Below are 14,759 nucleotides of genomic sequence, written 5' to 3' on the forward strand. Positions count from 1 at the left end.
ACGAATTATTTCCCCGCTCACCCGATCGCGGGGTGCTTTTTGTCCGTGCCCGCCGCGCGTTCCCAGGCACGCGCGACCTGGAAGACGGTCGCCTCGTCGAAGTAGCGGCCGACGAACTGGACCGAGACCGGGAGGCCGCCCTTCGACAGGCCGGCCATCATCGCCAGCGCGGGATGGCCGGTGACGTTGAACGGCGTGCGGGCCTGGCGCGGATAGGTGCGCGCGACCTCCGCCGTATCCTCGATGCGGCAGGCCGGATCCATCGAGCTGGCGCAGAGCAGCACGTCGACCTCGCGCAACGCCGCCTCGACCTCGGCAATCATCTGCAGACGGCGGCGGCTTGCCAACATGTAGTCGCCCGCGCTCATGAAGGCGCCCGCCATCAGCCGCTGACGCGAAAGCTGGCCGTAGTCGCCGGGACGTTCGCTCAGCCATGGGCCGTGAATGGACCAGGCCTCGCTCTGCAGGATCACGCGATTCACCGCGCCGAACTCGACGAGCGTCGGCAACTTGATGTCGCGCAGGTCCGCGCCTTCGAGCTGAAGGCTGCGCGCGACATGCTCCAGCGCCGCGGTGACTTCCGGATCGGCCGGCGTGTCGATCTCGTGGAAGTGACGCACGAAGCCCACCCGCAAGCCGCGCAGGCTGCGGTCGAGCGCGGCGCCATAGTGGCCCTGCGACGCGGTCGCGCTGCCGGGATCGAGCGGATCGTGGCCGGCAATCGTCTCCAGCATCAGCGCATTGTCGGCGACGGTGCGCGTCATGGGCCCGACATGGTCGAGCGTGAAAGAGAGCGGAAAGACGCCGCGGCGCGAGACCAGCCCGTAGGTCGGCTTCAGGCCGACGATGCCGCAGCAGCTCGCGGGATTGCGCACGCTGCCACCGGTATCGGTGCCCAGCGCCATCGGGAACAGGCCGGCGGCGACGCCCGAGCCCGAGCCGGAGGAAGAGCCGCCGGGATGATGGTCGGGGTTCCAGGGATTGCGCGCCGGCGGCCACGGCAGGTCGAAGCTCGGCCCACCGATGGCGAATTCGTGCGTCGAGAGCTTGCCCAGCACGATGGCGCCCGCGCCGCGCAGCTTCTCGACGCAGACGGCGTCGGCGGTCGCCATGTTGTCCTGCAGCACTTTCGAATGGCAGGTCGTCGGCAGGCCCGCGACGTTGATGATGTCCTTGATGCCGACGGGCACGCCGTGCAGCGGACCGCGCAGCCGGCCCGACCGGGCCTCGGATTCGGCAGCCTTCGCCGCCGTCATCGCGGCCTCGCCGTCGACGCGAATGAAGGCGTTGAGCGTCGGGTCGAGCTTCTCGATGCGGTCGAGCAGCGCCTTGGTGAGATCGACGGGCGAAAGCTCCCGGGTCGCGATGGCGCGCGCGGCAGCCGCCGCCGTCATCCAGTGGAGGTCGCTCATAGCGTGGTCCCCGCCTTCATCGGCGGCCATGGTTCGGCCGTCGGATCGGCAGGGCGCTTGATCTTCTGCGCCACGTCGGCCGCCTGCTTCGCGGCAGCCGTCACGTCCTCGGGATAGTCCGCCAGCGCCCTGGCAAGCCCGGCGCGCTTCGCCAGGGCTTCAATCGTTTCCTTGTCCACGCGATCTCTCCTCAAGCCGAGGACAGGTCAGCACGAGTCGTGCCAGCCGTCCATCGGTCCGGAGTCAGCGCGCGGGCACGCCGGCGGGCGAGCCGAGGCCCGGCGGGTGCTTGTGCCAGGCGCGGCCCTCCACGATCTCGCGTACGCCGTATTCGTAGAGCGCGTTCATATAGGCCTGGTCGAACTCACCCTTCTTGGGCGCATCGAAGTCGCGTCCGATATAGGCAAGGTTGTAGTCGACCTTGTCGCGCTGCGAGACGAAGTAAGTCCTGAGCACGTCGTTGACGCCGCTGGCCGCCAGCATCGTGCTGATGGCCCGGCCGGCGATGGTGATGGTCCGGCGTTCCGCCATCGCATAGTCGGGATCGAGGCGGGCATTGCGGATGATGTAGGCGTAGCGCTCGCGTTTGACGTTGGCCGCGGACATGTCGATGGATGGAGGATAGAGGAAGAGCTGGGCAATGGCGCCGCCATCGACATGCAGCTCCTGGTATTTCTTGCCGTCGAGTTCGACGTCGATCAGGACCGGCTGGAAGGCGCCCGGAATGGCAGCCGAGGCGCGCAGGATCTTGCGGAAGAGATCGAGCGATCCCGGATGGCCGCTGGCGGCGATGGCGCCGATGTTCCAGATCACCGGCCGCTGGGCGTCGAGATCGGTCGTACCGATCATCAGCAGCCGGCCCTTGTTGTATTCCTCGGCGATCGCCTTCAGCAGCTTCTCGTCGGCATACCGGGCGATGATCTCGGCGAGAGGCCCGGTGTCGGCCATGGCGTCGTCGAACAGCGCCGCGGTGAGGCCGCGCACGCGATACACCTTATCCGGCGTCATGGTCGTGTAGACCTCGCGCAGCTGGGCATCGTAGTCGGAGCCCAGGAAGGCGAACGGGGCGATCAGCGCGCCGGTGCTGACACCGGTGACCATCTTGAACGTCGGCCGCGTACCCACCGCCGTCCATCCGTTCAGCAGGCCGGCGCCGAAGGCCCCGTTGTCGCCACCGCCGGATACGGCGAGGAAATAAGCGGGCGGCGCTTTCGTCGGCAGGGGTCCCTGCGCGCGCAGGGCGGCCGCCTCGCGCCGGCCGGACAGCAGGCCCTCCTCGACCATCGGCTTGGGATCGCCGTCGGCATAGAAGCGTGCATTGGGAATACCGAGCGGCAGGGCCCGCACCGTGTCGACGCGAGGCACCGCGTCTCCGCGGTCGGGAATTGAGCAGCCCGTGCCGACCAGGCACATCAAGGCCACCGCGAGCAGCAAGCGATTTATCGACATGTTCCCCTCCCCCGAGGTCTCCGATCAGTCGAGTTGAAGCACCATGGCTTTCAGATAGGCAGTTTCCGGCAGGCTCGGATGGACCGGATGGTCGAGCGCCGCACCGCTGCTCAGCAGGATGCGTCCGTTACGCTGCGCGTCGCGCAGGCCGCGGCGGACCTGCTCGGCGAACAGCGGCGGATCGACGAGATGCGAGCACGAGGCCACGAAGAAGAAGCCGCCGCGCGTGACGAGCGGCGCCGCCAGGCGCACCAGCTTGCGATAGCCCTGTGCGCCAGTCTTCAAGTCCTTGCGGCTCTTCACGAAGGCCGGCGGATCGCAGATCACGACCTCGTAGCTGCGCGGCTTCTCCTTCTCCAGCGTCTCGAATACCTCGCCCTTCTGGAAGGACACGATCTTGTCGACCTCGTTCAGGGCGGCCGCCCGCTGGGCCGCGTTGAGCGCGGGCTGCGAGCGGTCGAGACACACGACCGACTTCGCGCCGCGCTTCGCGGCCAGCACGCCGAAGCCGCCGCTGTAGCAGTAGGCATCGAGAACGCGCGCGTCCTTGGCCAGCCCCGCCATGAAGCGCCGGTTGTCGCGCTGGTCGTAGAACCAGCCGGTCTTCTGGCCTTCCGCCAGATCGGCCACGAAGCGCGCATCGTTCTCGATCAGCTCGATGCTGCCGGCCTCGCCCTTGGCCACCACCACCTCGCGCTTCAGCCCCTCGAGCTCGCGCACCGGCGAGTCGTTCTTGAGGATGATCGTGGTCGGCGAGAATTCCGCCTCCAGCGCCTCGAGCAGCACCGGCGTCAGCGCATCCATGCCGGCGGTATTTACCTGGACCACGAAGGCATCGCCGAACCGGTCGATGATCACGCCGGGGATTCCGTCGGCCTCGGCATGGATCAGCCGGTAATAGGGCACGCCGACCAGACGGTCGCGCAGCGCGGCCGCCCGGGTCAGAATCCGTCCGAAGAACAGGGCATCGGCCTGTGCTTCAGGGTTCGTGCTGAGAAGGCGCGCGGCAATCAGGGAATGCGGGTTGAACGTGCAGACACCCAGCGCCTCGCCGCCCGGCGCGCGCAGGGTGGCCAGGCTGCCGACCGGGATCGCCTTGGCGTCGGCATCCATCAGGATTTCATTGGAAAAGGCCCAGGGATGGCCGCCGCGGACGCGGCGATCCTCGCCGGCGCGCAGGATGACGGTGGGGAGTTTCTTCACGGCCACGTTCTACTCTCCTCGGGCGACGCCATCGCGTCGCGGGTCGGCGCCGCCTTCCCACCCGTCGCCCGTGCGCCGGATGGCCGTCAGGCCGCCTTCATGCCGGCGGACTTGTACTTCATGGCCCAGCTTGCGCAAGGCGTCCGCCTGATCGGCGATCGGCGTGCCCTCCTCCAGCTCCGTCGCGCCGTTGAGATTGGCCACCCGCGAAAGGTCGACCGCGGCCTGGGCCGAAAGGTCCCAGTCGAGCAGGCCGATCAGGGTCTGCAGCGTGTCGCCGATGATCCGGGCGCCGCCGGCCGAGCCCAGCGCCGCCACCAGCCTGCCGTCGCGGTCGAGGACGAAAGTCGGCGACATCGACGAGCGCGGTCGTTTGCCGGGCTGCACGCGGTTTGCGACCGGCTTGCCGTCCAGCTCAGGGCGCGGCGAGAAATCGGTCAGCTCGTTGTTCAGCAGGAAGCCGCGCACCATCATGTGAGCGCCGAACGGCGCCTCGATGGTGGTGGTGAAGCTGACTGCGTTGCCCCAGCGATCGACGATGCTGATATGGCTGGTGCCGCGCTCGACATAGCCCGGCGGCACGCCCGGCCCGACCTTGCCCATGCTGCGGTCCGGCGACATCAACTTCCGCCGCTCGTCGAGATAGCCGGGCGACAGAAGACCGGCCACCGGCACGTCGACGAAGGCCGGATCGGCGACGTAACGGTCGCGGTCGGCGAAAGCCAGCCGGCTCGCCTCGGCGATCAGGTGGACCGCCCGCAGGTCGTTGGGGGCGTCGCGCTGGATATCGAAGGGCTGGAGCAGTCCGAGCACCTGCAGGACCGCGATGCCGCCCGACGAGGGCGGCGGCATCCCGCACACGGTCCACACCCGGTAGGCCCCGCAGACGGCCTCGCGCTTGATCGGCTTGTAGTCCGCCAGATCGGCGGCGGAGAGCGTGCCCGGCCGGCGATGACCGCGCACGCGTCCGACGATCTCGGCCGCGATCGGGCCCTGGTAGAGGACGTTCGCGCCGCGCGAGGCGATCAGCCCCATCGTGTCGGCGAGCGCCCGATTGACGATGCGGTCGCCCCGCTCGCGCGGCGATCCATCGACATGGAAGTAGGTCTCGCGGATCGCCGCCTCATCGCGCAGCGCCGGCATCCGCTGCAGCCAGGCCGCGAGCCGAGGCGACACGGGAAAGCCATTGCGTGCAGCGGCGATAGCCGGCTGAAACAAGTCGCTCCACGCAAGCTTGCCCTGCTCCCGGTGAGCGAGTTCCAGCATGGCCATCAGGCCGGGCACGCCGACCGAAATGCCGGAGGCGACGGCCTCGCGATAGCCGAGCGGCCTGCCGTCGGGTGCGAGGAACATGCCGGGCGTCGCCCCGGCCGGCGCCGTCTCGCGGCCGTCATAGACGGTGATCGCGCGGCTTGTGCCATCGTAGTGCAGCAGGAAGCCGCCGCCGCCGATTCCCGAAGCGTGCGGCTCAACGACGCCCAGCACCATCTGCACGGCGATCGCCGCATCGACGGCAGTGCCGCCTCGACGCAGGATCTCCACCCCCGCTTCGACGGCCAGCGGATGAGCCGCGGCCACCATCGACTGAGGCGCCGCCTGCACGGCCGGCACGCGCGCGACCGCAACCAGCAGCAGCGCGACACCGAGCAGGCGGCGCAGTGTCATGCGCGGCGCGCCACAATGAAGAGGCGGCGGAAGGGAAACAGCGTGATGCCGTCGGCACGTGTCGGATAGGCCTTCGCCAGCAGCGCCGCATAGGCGTTGTAGAAATCCGTGCGCTCCGGCTCCTGCAGCAGTTCGAGATAGGGCCGCAGGCCGGTCGACGAGGTGTACTGCGCCACCGGATCCTTCCCGGTGAGCGGCTGCTGGTAGATCGTCTCCCAGACTTCGAGGTCCGAACAGAGCGGCTTCAGCGCATCGTAGTAGCGCGCCGGCTCCAGGACCGGCGCGATGGGGCGCACCCCGGCGAGCCTGTCGCGCCACGGACCGGCCTCGGCCGCCTGCTTCATCGATGCGTGCGAGGGCGCCTCATGGTTGCGCGGCATCTGGATCGCGAGCTGGCCGCCGGACGGCAGCAGCTTCAGGAGGCCCGGGAACATGTCGATATGGCCGTCGAGCCAATGATAGGCCGCGTTGCTGTAGAGGATGCCCGGCGGCAGGCTGGGCTTGAAATGCGCGAGGTCGCCCTTCTGGAACGTGACGCGCGCATCGACCGTCTGGCTGCGCGCCTTGGCCAGCATCTCTTCCGACGAGTCGATGCCGATCACCGGTGCCTCGGGGAAGCGCTCGGCGAGGATGCGCGAGATGTTACCGGCGCCGCAGCCCAGGTCGTAAACCGCGTGGCCCGGCCGCGCACCGTTCGCCGGATCGAGCCGGCCCATCAGGTCGAGCGCCGGCCGCATGCGATGATCGGCGAACTTCAGATAGAGATTGGCATCCCACGTCGTCGACTTGCCGTCACTCACGTCACTTCTCCTCGAACGCCGCGTCAACGGGAACACGATAGGCGGTCGCGATCTTGTTGCCCTTCTGCGCGGCCAGCACCACTGCCATGAACTCCCCGAACATCTCCTCGGTCATGCCCTTCTGGCGTGCCATGTATCCGTGGGAATTGATGCAGTAGTCGCACTGGTTGGCGACCGACACGGCGAGATAGATCAGCTCCTTGGTGAGGCCGTCGAGCGCGCCGGGGGCCATCACGGCCTTCATCTCGGCGGCGAACCGCTCCATCGTGTCGGGATGGCGGGCGAGCGCCTTCCACACGTTGTTGATGTTGGCCGGATCGCTGCCGCGTGCCTTGGCGATTCCCTCGACCACCGCCCTGGCCCGCGGGTTCATGTCCTTGTACTCGGTCAGCTTGGCCATGCTTGGTTTGCTCCAGGAATGAAAAGGGCCGGCAATCTGCCGGCCCCATCTTGGCGTTTTCGCGCCGTTTGGTCAGTACATATGCTGGCCGCCGTTGATCGACAGGGTCGAGCCAGTGATGAAGCCGGCATCGTCGGCGATCAGGAACATCACGCCACGGCCGATCTCCTCGGCCTTGCCGAGACGGCCGACCGGGATCTTGGCCACGATCTTCTCCAGCACGTTGGCCGGCACGGCCGCGACCATGTCGGTTTCGGTATAGCCCGGCGCGATGGCGTTCACGGTGATGCCCTTCGACGCGCCTTCCTGGGCCAGCGCCTTGGTGAAGCCGTGGATGCCCGACTTGGCGGCGGCATAGTTCACCTGGCCGTACTGGCCGCCCTGGCCGTTGATCGAGCCGATGTTGACGATGCGGCCGAAGCCGCGCGTGTTCATGCCTTCCCACACCGCCTTGCTCATGTTGAAGCAGGAGCCGAGGTTGGTGTCGATGACGGCATCCCACATGTCGCGCGTCAGGCGGCGCATCGTGGAGTCGCGGGTGATGCCGGCATTGTTCACCAGGACATCGACGGGGCCCATGTCCTTTTCGATCTGCGTGACCACCGCCTGGCAGGCGGCGAAGTCGCCCACGTCGAACTTGTAGACGTCGATGCCGGTCTCCGCCTTGAACTTGTTGGCCGCCTCGTCGTTGCCGGCATAGGTCGCGGCGACCTTGTAGCCCTTGTCCTTCAGCATCCGGGAGATGGCGGCACCGATGCCACGCGTTCCGCCCGTCACGACTGCTACCCGTCCGGCCATTTTTTCCTCCCTGATGATAACGCCCACACACTCTAGCCGGTTATCCCCCGCCCCCGGCAAGCGTCAGATGCGTGTCGGCACGATGACCGAATTGGTCGACGCCGCCGGATAGAGGCGACCGGCGGCGCGCGCCTAGAACGGCGGCATGAAACCTTTCACAGCCCTGCTCGGCGCCGCCGCCGGGACCCACGCCGCCGACCAGATGGCGCTCGCCACCCTGCCGCTGACGGCCACCCTCGTGCTGGGCGCCGGTCCGGACCTGCTCGGCCTTCTCGTCGCCGCGCAGAGTGCATCCTGGCTGCTGGTCTCGCTCCCCGCCGGCGCATGGATCGACCGGCTGCCGCGCCGCCGCATGCTGATCGTGGCCCTGACGCTGGGGCTCGCCGCATCGATCGTCGCCGTCGCGGCGGCAGCCACCGGCTACGTCTTCCTGCTGGGGCTCGCCGCCATCGCTGGCGCCTCGGGCACCGTGGTCTATGTCCTGACCTCGGTGTCGCTGCTGCCGAGCCTCGTGGCGGCGGGCGACCTGCCCCGCTCGAACGCGCGCCTCGAACTCGCACGCGCCGTCGTGAGCCTCGCCGCGCCATTCGTGGCCGGTCTCCTCGCACAGCATCTGTCACCGACCTGGGGCTATGCGCTGGCGGCCCTCGGCGCCTGCCTCGCGCTGGCCTGCGTGCTCGCCCTGCCGGAGGGAAACGCACCCGCCGTCGCGGGCGAGCGCGCATCGCTCGCCAACGCCATCCGCCTCGGCGCCTCGTTCGTGGTCCGCAACGACCTGCTGCGCGGCATCAGCCTGTGCGCGATCTTCTGGAACTTCGCCTTCTTCGCCCTGCTGGCAATCTGGGCACCTCTGGCATTGGGACCGCTCGGCCTCGACCCTGCGCAGATGGGCCTCGCCCAATCGGCCTATGGCGCCGGCCTGATCCTCGGCGCCGTGGTGGCGCCGGTCACGGCGCGCCGCCTGCCACCTCTCGTGACCCTGATCTTCGGGCCAGCCGTATCGATCGTTGCGGCGCTGATGTTCCTGGCCGCGCCCTCGGGCAAAGGCCTCGTCCTGGCAGCCGGCGGATACTTTCTGGTGGGCTTCGGGCCGATGCTCTGGCTGATCTGCCAGACGACGGTGCGCCAGCTCGTGACGCCGTCGCCGCTGATGGGCCGGGTCAACGCCACGGTCCAGACCGCGATCTACGGCATCCGGCCGCTCGGAGCGCTGGCGGGCGGGCTGGTGGCCGCGCACGCGGGCATGAACGCGGCCCTGCTGCTGATCGCCGTCTCGTTCGCGCTGTCGACCCTCGTCATTGTCCTGTCGCCGCTGGCGCGGCTGCGCGCCATGCCGGCGCCGGTGCAGATTCCCTCACGGGCTTGACCCGCACGCCCGTCCGTCGGACTTTGCCGGCGGAGGTCGTTGCATGATGAAGTTTCTGGGCGCCGCGTTGCTGGCGCTTTCCCTGTCCGCTTGCCAGAGTTCGCCTTCGCCCTGGTACCAGGCCTACGGCACGAACTCCTTCCCGGTCGCGAAGGACGGCATGGCCGCGCTCTACATCGTGCGCGACGCGGCGCCGGCCGACGCACCGAACATCCTCGTTTCCATGAGCCGCCATCCCGTCGGCGGGCTGACGGGGTCGACCTGGATGCGGCTGGACCTGCCGCCCAATCCCTACGACCTGCGCGCCTTCGGCAGCAGCGAGAGCACCCAGCTGATCATCACTGTCGTGCCGGGCGAGACGCGATTCCTGCTGGCACAGCCCAAGGGCACCACCGACGCCGAACTCACCTGGCTTTCGCAGGAAGAAGGGCGCGAACTCGTCCGCAAGGGCACGCAGGTCGGCACCTACTACAATCCCTGAACAGCAAAACGCCCGAAGGATCTCTCCCTCGGGCGTTTGAGTTTCGAAGCGCAGGCGCAGGCTCAGTCGCGCTGGACGCACATGGCGATGCCCATGCCGCCGCCGATGCACAGCGTGGCGAGACCCTTCTTGGCGTTGCGCTTCTGCATTTCATAGAGCAGCGTCGTCAGCACGCGCGCGCCCGAGGCGCCGATCGGATGGCCGAGCGCGATCGCGCCGCCGTTGACGTTGAGCTTGCTGTCGTCGAGGCCGAGCTGCTTGCCGACGGCCAGCGCCTGGGCGGCGAAGGCTTCGTTGGCTTCAACCAGGTCGAGATCCTTGACCGTCCAGCCGGCCTTCTTCAGCGCTGCCTGCGAGGCCGTGACCGGGCCGATGCCCATGATCGACGGATCGACGCCCGTGGTCGCCCACGACACGATCTTCGCGAGCGGCGTGACGCCGCGCTTCTTGGCTTCGTCGGCGCTCATCAGCACCAGCGCCGCGGCACCGTCGTTGATGCCCGAGGCGTTGCCGGCAGTGACCGAGCCGCCTTCCTTGGCGAAGGCCGGACGCAGCTTGCCCAGCGCCTCGACCGTCGTGCCATGACGCGGGAACTCGTCGGTGTCGACGACGACGTCGCCCTTGCGGGTCTTGATCGTGACCGGGACGATCTCGTCCTTGAAGCGACCGGACTTCTGCGCCGCCTCGGCCTTGTTCTGCGACGACGCCGCGAACGTGTCCTGCTCGGCGCGCGTGATCTGGAACTTCTGCGCGACGTTCTCGGCGGTGTTGCCCATGTGATAGCCGTGGAACGCATCCCACAGGCCGTCCTTCAGCATGGTGTCGACCATCTTGAGCTCGCCCATCTTGGTGCCGTCGCGCATGTGCGCGGCGTGCGGCGCCTGGCTCATGCTCTCCTGGCCGCCGACCACCATGATGCTGGCGTCGCCGTTGCGGATTGCCTGCCAGCCGAAGGCGACGGCGCGCAGGCCCGAGCCGCAGAGCTGGTTGATGCCGAGCGCGGTCTTCTCGACCGGGATGCCGGAATTGACGGCCGCCTGGCGCGCCGGGTTCTGGCCCTGACCGCCGGTCAGGATCTGGCCCATGATGACTTCGTCGACTTCCTCGGGCTTCACCTTAGCGCGCTCGAGCGCCCCCTTGATGGCGACCTTGCCGAGATCGTGCGCCGGCACCGAGCCGAACGCACCGTTGAACGAGCCGATTGGCGTGCGCGCAGCACTCGCGATAACGATGTCCGTCATTGAAATCCTCCTTGGCAGGCCGCCCTCGCGGATATTTATAGGCCTGCCGCGCGGCGGGGCAAGGACCGCCGAGCCGCCGTGCCGATCGCCTTCATTCCGAACAGTGGCCGGATCCAGGGCCACGGACGCACTAGCCCTGCGTAAATCGCCCAGGTCCCCGCGAAGGTCGCGACGACAGCCGCCATGAAACCGGGGAGCGGCGGCGCGCCGGCCTTCAGGAGCCAGTAGACCGTCACGACGGTAACCGTCTGGTGGATCAGGTAGAACGGATAGACCGCCTCGGTCGCCTTCGCGAGGAAGGCCGGCCTCCGTGTCAGATGGCGGTGCGCGAACCCCACGATGGCGAACAGCCAGGCCATGACATTGATGCCGGACAGCAAGGCAAAGACCGGCCGCGCCGACGGCTCGATCACCGCCCGCACCGTGCCCTCGAAATAGCCGAAGTAGAGGCATGCGTAGGCCGCGATCCCGACGAGCAGCGAAACGAAACGCTGCCGCTGCAGGGCGCTTAGAAGATCGGGCGATCCGAAGAGAAAGGCGCCGTAGACCAGCAGCGCACCGTAGGAAACGAGCCCGTTCCAGTCGCCCACCAGGCCGTTGATGTTCCACGAGACCGGCACCAGCCAGAGCGTCGAGGCGGCCAGCGGCAGAACCGTCAGCCACTGCAGGCCATAACGCGCCGCGATCGCGCCGGCCTTCGTCACGGCGGCGCTGCCCCGCGCGGACCGCGCCCACAGGAAGACCGGCAGCAGCACCAGCGTCAGCACGAGGACGTAGGCCACGAACCAGAGATGGTGCCAGCTCGTGTTGCCCTTGGGGTAGACGCCGTCGAAGGCGTGCGGCAGCCACTGCAGGAACGAGCCGGTGAACTGACCCGTGTAGAGCCGCTCGAGGTAGACCTGCGGCGGCACGATCACGACCATGCCGAAAGCCAGCGGCAGCAAGAGGCGCTTCAGCCGGTCGCGCACGAAGGCGCCCGGGGTCCGATCGCCCAGCGCCAGCATGATGGCTGCACCCGACACCAGGAAGATCAGCGGCATGCGCCAGCGGTTCAGGAACCGCATGGCCTCACGCAACCCTTCGAGACTGTCGGGATTGGTGACGTGCCAGCTCCAGCCCGACCAGGCCATGCCGGCGTGATAGAAGATCAGCAGGCCGAAGGCTATGACGCGAAGCCAGTCGAGATCGGCGCGGCGGTCGGCAAAGATGGCAGGCGGCATGGCAGGGCTCCAGGGATGGACGCCGCGACTTACCCTGCAAACCCTTGATTTCTCGTCGTTTTGTGACGACCGGCGCGACGGGTGGGACGACCGGCAGGCACTACGGGACGTCCGGTCGGCCTTTGGCTACCGAATATGATCAAGGATCCCTCGCTGCGCTCGGGACGACACTTTTGGTGGGATTTGCGATGTGCGCCGATGCAGAAAAAGGTGTCATCCCGAACGAAGTGAGGGATCCTTCACTGTTGTTCCGACGGCACCCGGCTGCCGAGCCCAGGCCATAGGCGATTGCCTGCGTCAGGCCCTCACGGGCGCCAGGGCCTCGAAGCGCTGGCGGTAACGGCGGCTGAGGTTCACCTCGGCGCCGCCCTGCAGGCGGATGCGCCAGTCGCCGTTCACCCAGGGCGTCACCTCGACCACGCGGGCGATGTTGACCAGATGAGATTTGTGCACGCGCACGAAGCGTTTCGGGTCGAGTTCGCCTTCCAGCCTGGTGAGCGAGGAGCGGATCTCGAAGGTCTCGTCGCCGACATGCAGCACGGCGTAGTTGCCCGAGGCCTCGATCCAGTCGATGTCGGCGACCTCGACCATGATCTCGCGGCCCTTGCGGCGCACGGCGAAGCGTTCGGGCAGAGGAGCCTGTGCCACCTCGGCGGCCGGAGGGGCCGGCACCGGGCGCGCCAGATAGTGGCGCAGCGCGACCGACCCGGCGCTGAGCAGGCCGTAGGCGACGATATCTTTCGCGAACTCGTAGAGCATCCGGTCGGCGGTGAGCGGAAAGCTGTGCGGTTCGCCGACGATGCCGCCGAACCACAGGAGCCGGAGCGCCGCCATGCCCAGCGTATGGGCGATGCTGAACGGTATGACCGCCGCAATATGGATCAGGAGGTTGCGCGGACGAGCGGGGATCGGAAAGCGGCGATGCAGCCAGTAGATCGCCGGCAGCAGGGCCGCGACCACCAGATGGCTGGACACCTGGATCGCGAGCGCCGTGCCATAGGACATGCGGACGCCGCGCGCCGTCTCGTTCGCGATCTCGACATGGGCGTGGGCGAATACCGAGACCGTGAGCAGCGCCGCCCAGATCGCCGGCACGCGCCCGTCGAACGACCTAGCCGGTGACGACACGGGACCGCCGGGTCGGAAGATTGCCCAGCCACTCGATCAGCGGCGTCCAGCAGAGATCCCGCGCGCGGCCGCTCACCACCATGCCGATATGGCCGAGCGGCAGGTCGATCCGCGTCGCGTTCTTCAGGCCCTTCTTCGGATCCGCGAGCGCCGCGGCCGAGAGCGGCGGCACGATGCGATCGCCCGAGGGGATCATGACCAGCGACGGCACCTTGATCTTCGACGGCACGATCCGGCGGCCGCCGACGACCCACTTGCCGTTTCCGGGAATGTTGTCGCCATACCAGCCGACCAGGCATTCGCGCGCCGTTGGACCAGCCAGCGGCGCGCCGCCGTTCAGCCAGTCCTCGAGCAGCACGAATTCCCGGGCGTGGTCGCCGTTCGGATCGAGGCCCAGGAACCGGCCGAATTTCTTCACGGAAAGCCAGGGATCGAGCGACCAGAAGAGTGTCTGCAGGATGTCGACCGGCAGTTCGCCGACCTTGTCGGCGACTTCGGCCAATAGCGGCCCTGTCGAGAGCAGGAACGCCTGGCCCGTGCGGTCGGCATGGAAGTCCCAAGGCGCCGCCATCAGCGCGAGGCCGGCGACACGGCGCGGCCGGCGCGCGGCCAGTGCGACCGTGAGCGTGCCGCCCATGCAGTAGCCCAGCACCGCCGGCGCCCGGCGCGCGCGTTTGGCAACGAACGCCAGGGCCCGTTCGAGGCGCGCGACGTAGGCCGTGGTGTCGAAGCCGCGCTCCTCTTCGTTGGGCGTGCCCCAGTCGACGAGATAGGGCCGCAGTCCCTGCGCCGCCATGGCGCGCAGCAGGCTCTTCTCGGCGGTGAGGTCGAGCACTTCCCAGCGGTTGATCAGCGACGGCACGACCAGCACGGCCCGCGCCCCGCGCCGGCGCGCCGCGCGATGGGTGGCACCGTAGTCGAGCAGGCGCGTGTTGCCTTCGCGCCAGACGGCGGGCGGCTCGTCCAGCGTGCGGTGGACCTCGTTGCGCTGATAGGCGAGGACGCCGTCGGCCAGGCGCCCCATGCGCCGCAGAATCTCGCGCGTCAGCGCCTCTTCGAATTTGCCGGCGCCAGCTTGCGCCTCGAGGGCGCCGATCTCCGGCAGCAGCGCCGCCAGCGATTCAGGAGGTGCGGCTGCGGGACTCGAGTTCTGCGAGCCGCGCTTCAAGAGCTTCCACGCGCTTTCGGAGCTCGCCCAGGTCATCAGCGCCGTTCCCAGATGGAGCGGCAGCGGGCGGGGGCCTAGTCGTGCCTGCATGAGAAGCTCCTTGGACAACCTGCATCGCCGAGGCGACCTGCGTGTTCGCAGCCGCGAACAGGCGGGCAATCTGCTCGGTCACGGCCTGGTCCGATGCGAGCCCGGCAAGCTGGGCCTGCCACAGATCGAGATAGCGGCGCGCCAACCTGTCGAAATCAGCGGTGGAATCGCCCGTCGTACCGCCCGTCGCGTTGTCGTTTTCGGAGGCCATGAGCACACTATAACGCATCGCCGCGGTTACGCTGCTTTCGCATGAGCAAAGCGTGCCTTGTCGCACTGCGGCATCGGCGCTAAGGTGACCGATCCCAGTAAACGAGCGTTCACCGCGCGCGGGAGCT

Annotated in this window: 15 protein-coding genes; 3 read left to right on the top strand and 12 right to left on the bottom strand. The window is 68.2% G+C overall.

All coding sequences use genetic code 11. From position 1 onward, the window contains the following. Positions 1–17: 17 nt before the first annotated feature. The 8 genes from KQ910_RS04170 to phbB all read right to left on the bottom strand — a co-directional run bounded on the left by KQ910_RS04170 (position 18) and on the right by phbB (position 7,727). Positions 18–1,412 (bottom strand): amidase, encoded by a 1,395-nt coding sequence (locus tag KQ910_RS04170; RefSeq protein WP_216957216.1) that lies wholly within the window; start codon positions 1,410–1,412, stop codon positions 18–20. Then, positions 1,409–1,591 carry a hypothetical protein gene (locus KQ910_RS04175; RefSeq protein WP_216957217.1) on the bottom strand — a complete coding sequence of 61 codons (183 nt, stop codon included), beginning with the start codon at positions 1,589–1,591 and terminating at the stop codon, positions 1,409–1,411. The genes KQ910_RS04170 and KQ910_RS04175 overlap by 4 nt, the downstream gene beginning before the upstream one ends. Positions 1,592–1,655: 64 nt before the next feature. Continuing rightward, complete coding sequence (locus KQ910_RS04180; protein ID WP_216957218.1) at positions 1,656–2,861, bottom strand: patatin-like phospholipase family protein; 1,206 nt, start codon at positions 2,859–2,861, stop codon at positions 1,656–1,658. Positions 2,862–2,885: 24 nt separating this feature from the next. Beyond that, positions 2,886–4,070 (bottom strand): class I SAM-dependent rRNA methyltransferase, encoded by a 1,185-nt coding sequence (locus tag KQ910_RS04185; RefSeq protein ID WP_216957219.1) that lies wholly within the window; start codon positions 4,068–4,070, stop codon positions 2,886–2,888. 3 nt (positions 4,071–4,073) lie between these two features. Beyond that, positions 4,074–5,729: a gamma-glutamyltransferase gene (gene ggt / locus KQ910_RS04190; protein WP_216957220.1), complete on the bottom strand. Its 1,656-nt coding sequence runs from the start codon at positions 5,727–5,729 to the stop codon at positions 4,074–4,076. Further along, a complete protein-coding gene (locus tag KQ910_RS04195) occupies positions 5,726–6,529 on the bottom strand; it encodes a methyltransferase domain-containing protein (RefSeq protein WP_216957221.1) in 804 nt (267 codons plus the stop codon). The genes ggt and KQ910_RS04195 overlap by 4 nt, the downstream gene beginning before the upstream one ends. Position 6,530: 1 nt before the next feature. Next, the gene (locus tag KQ910_RS04200) at positions 6,531–6,929 is read right to left on the bottom strand and encodes a carboxymuconolactone decarboxylase family protein (RefSeq protein ID WP_216957222.1); all 399 of its coding nucleotides are present in this window, start codon (positions 6,927–6,929) and stop codon (positions 6,531–6,533) included. A 72-nt stretch (positions 6,930–7,001) separates the two neighbouring features. Further along, positions 7,002–7,727 carry an acetoacetyl-CoA reductase gene (gene phbB, locus KQ910_RS04205; RefSeq protein ID WP_216957223.1) on the bottom strand — a complete coding sequence of 242 codons (726 nt, stop codon included), beginning with the start codon at positions 7,725–7,727 and terminating at the stop codon, positions 7,002–7,004. Between the two features lie 145 nt (positions 7,728–7,872). Between phbB and KQ910_RS04210 the strand changes: the two genes are divergently transcribed. Both KQ910_RS04210 and KQ910_RS04215 read left to right on the top strand, forming a co-directional pair. Next, a complete protein-coding gene (locus KQ910_RS04210; RefSeq protein WP_216957224.1) occupies positions 7,873–9,093 on the top strand; it encodes an MFS transporter in 1,221 nt (406 codons plus the stop codon). Between the two features lie 43 nt (positions 9,094–9,136). Next, on the top strand, positions 9,137–9,574 hold the full coding sequence (locus KQ910_RS04215) for a hypothetical protein (RefSeq protein ID WP_216957225.1): 438 nt from the start codon (positions 9,137–9,139) through the stop codon (positions 9,572–9,574). Between the two features lie 62 nt (positions 9,575–9,636). On the opposite strand, the gene KQ910_RS04220 is transcribed toward KQ910_RS04215, so the two are convergent. From KQ910_RS04220 to KQ910_RS04235, 4 genes are all read right to left on the bottom strand, one after another. Continuing rightward, positions 9,637–10,815: an acetyl-CoA C-acetyltransferase gene (locus KQ910_RS04220; RefSeq protein ID WP_216957226.1), complete on the bottom strand. Its 1,179-nt coding sequence runs from the start codon at positions 10,813–10,815 to the stop codon at positions 9,637–9,639. Between the two features lie 35 nt (positions 10,816–10,850). Further along, the gene (locus KQ910_RS04225; RefSeq protein ID WP_216957227.1) at positions 10,851–12,035 is read right to left on the bottom strand and encodes an acyltransferase family protein; all 1,185 of its coding nucleotides are present in this window, start codon (positions 12,033–12,035) and stop codon (positions 10,851–10,853) included. Between the two features lie 297 nt (positions 12,036–12,332). Further along, complete coding sequence (locus KQ910_RS27125; protein WP_216957228.1) at positions 12,333–13,163, bottom strand: LytTR family DNA-binding domain-containing protein; 831 nt, start codon at positions 13,161–13,163, stop codon at positions 12,333–12,335. Continuing rightward, complete coding sequence (locus tag KQ910_RS04235; RefSeq protein ID WP_216957229.1) at positions 13,147–14,421, bottom strand: alpha/beta fold hydrolase; 1,275 nt, start codon at positions 14,419–14,421, stop codon at positions 13,147–13,149. Before KQ910_RS04235 ends, KQ910_RS27125 begins: the two co-directional genes overlap by 17 nt. A gap of 10 nt (positions 14,422–14,431) precedes the next feature. Between KQ910_RS04235 and KQ910_RS04240 the strand changes: the two genes are divergently transcribed. Next, positions 14,432–14,677: a hypothetical protein gene (locus KQ910_RS04240; RefSeq protein ID WP_216957230.1), complete on the top strand. Its 246-nt coding sequence runs from the start codon at positions 14,432–14,434 to the stop codon at positions 14,675–14,677. Positions 14,678–14,759: the final 82 nt, after the last annotated feature.

The organism is Reyranella humidisoli, assembly GCF_019039055.1.
Classification (GTDB): Bacteria; Pseudomonadota; Alphaproteobacteria; order Reyranellales; family Reyranellaceae; genus Reyranella; species Reyranella humidisoli.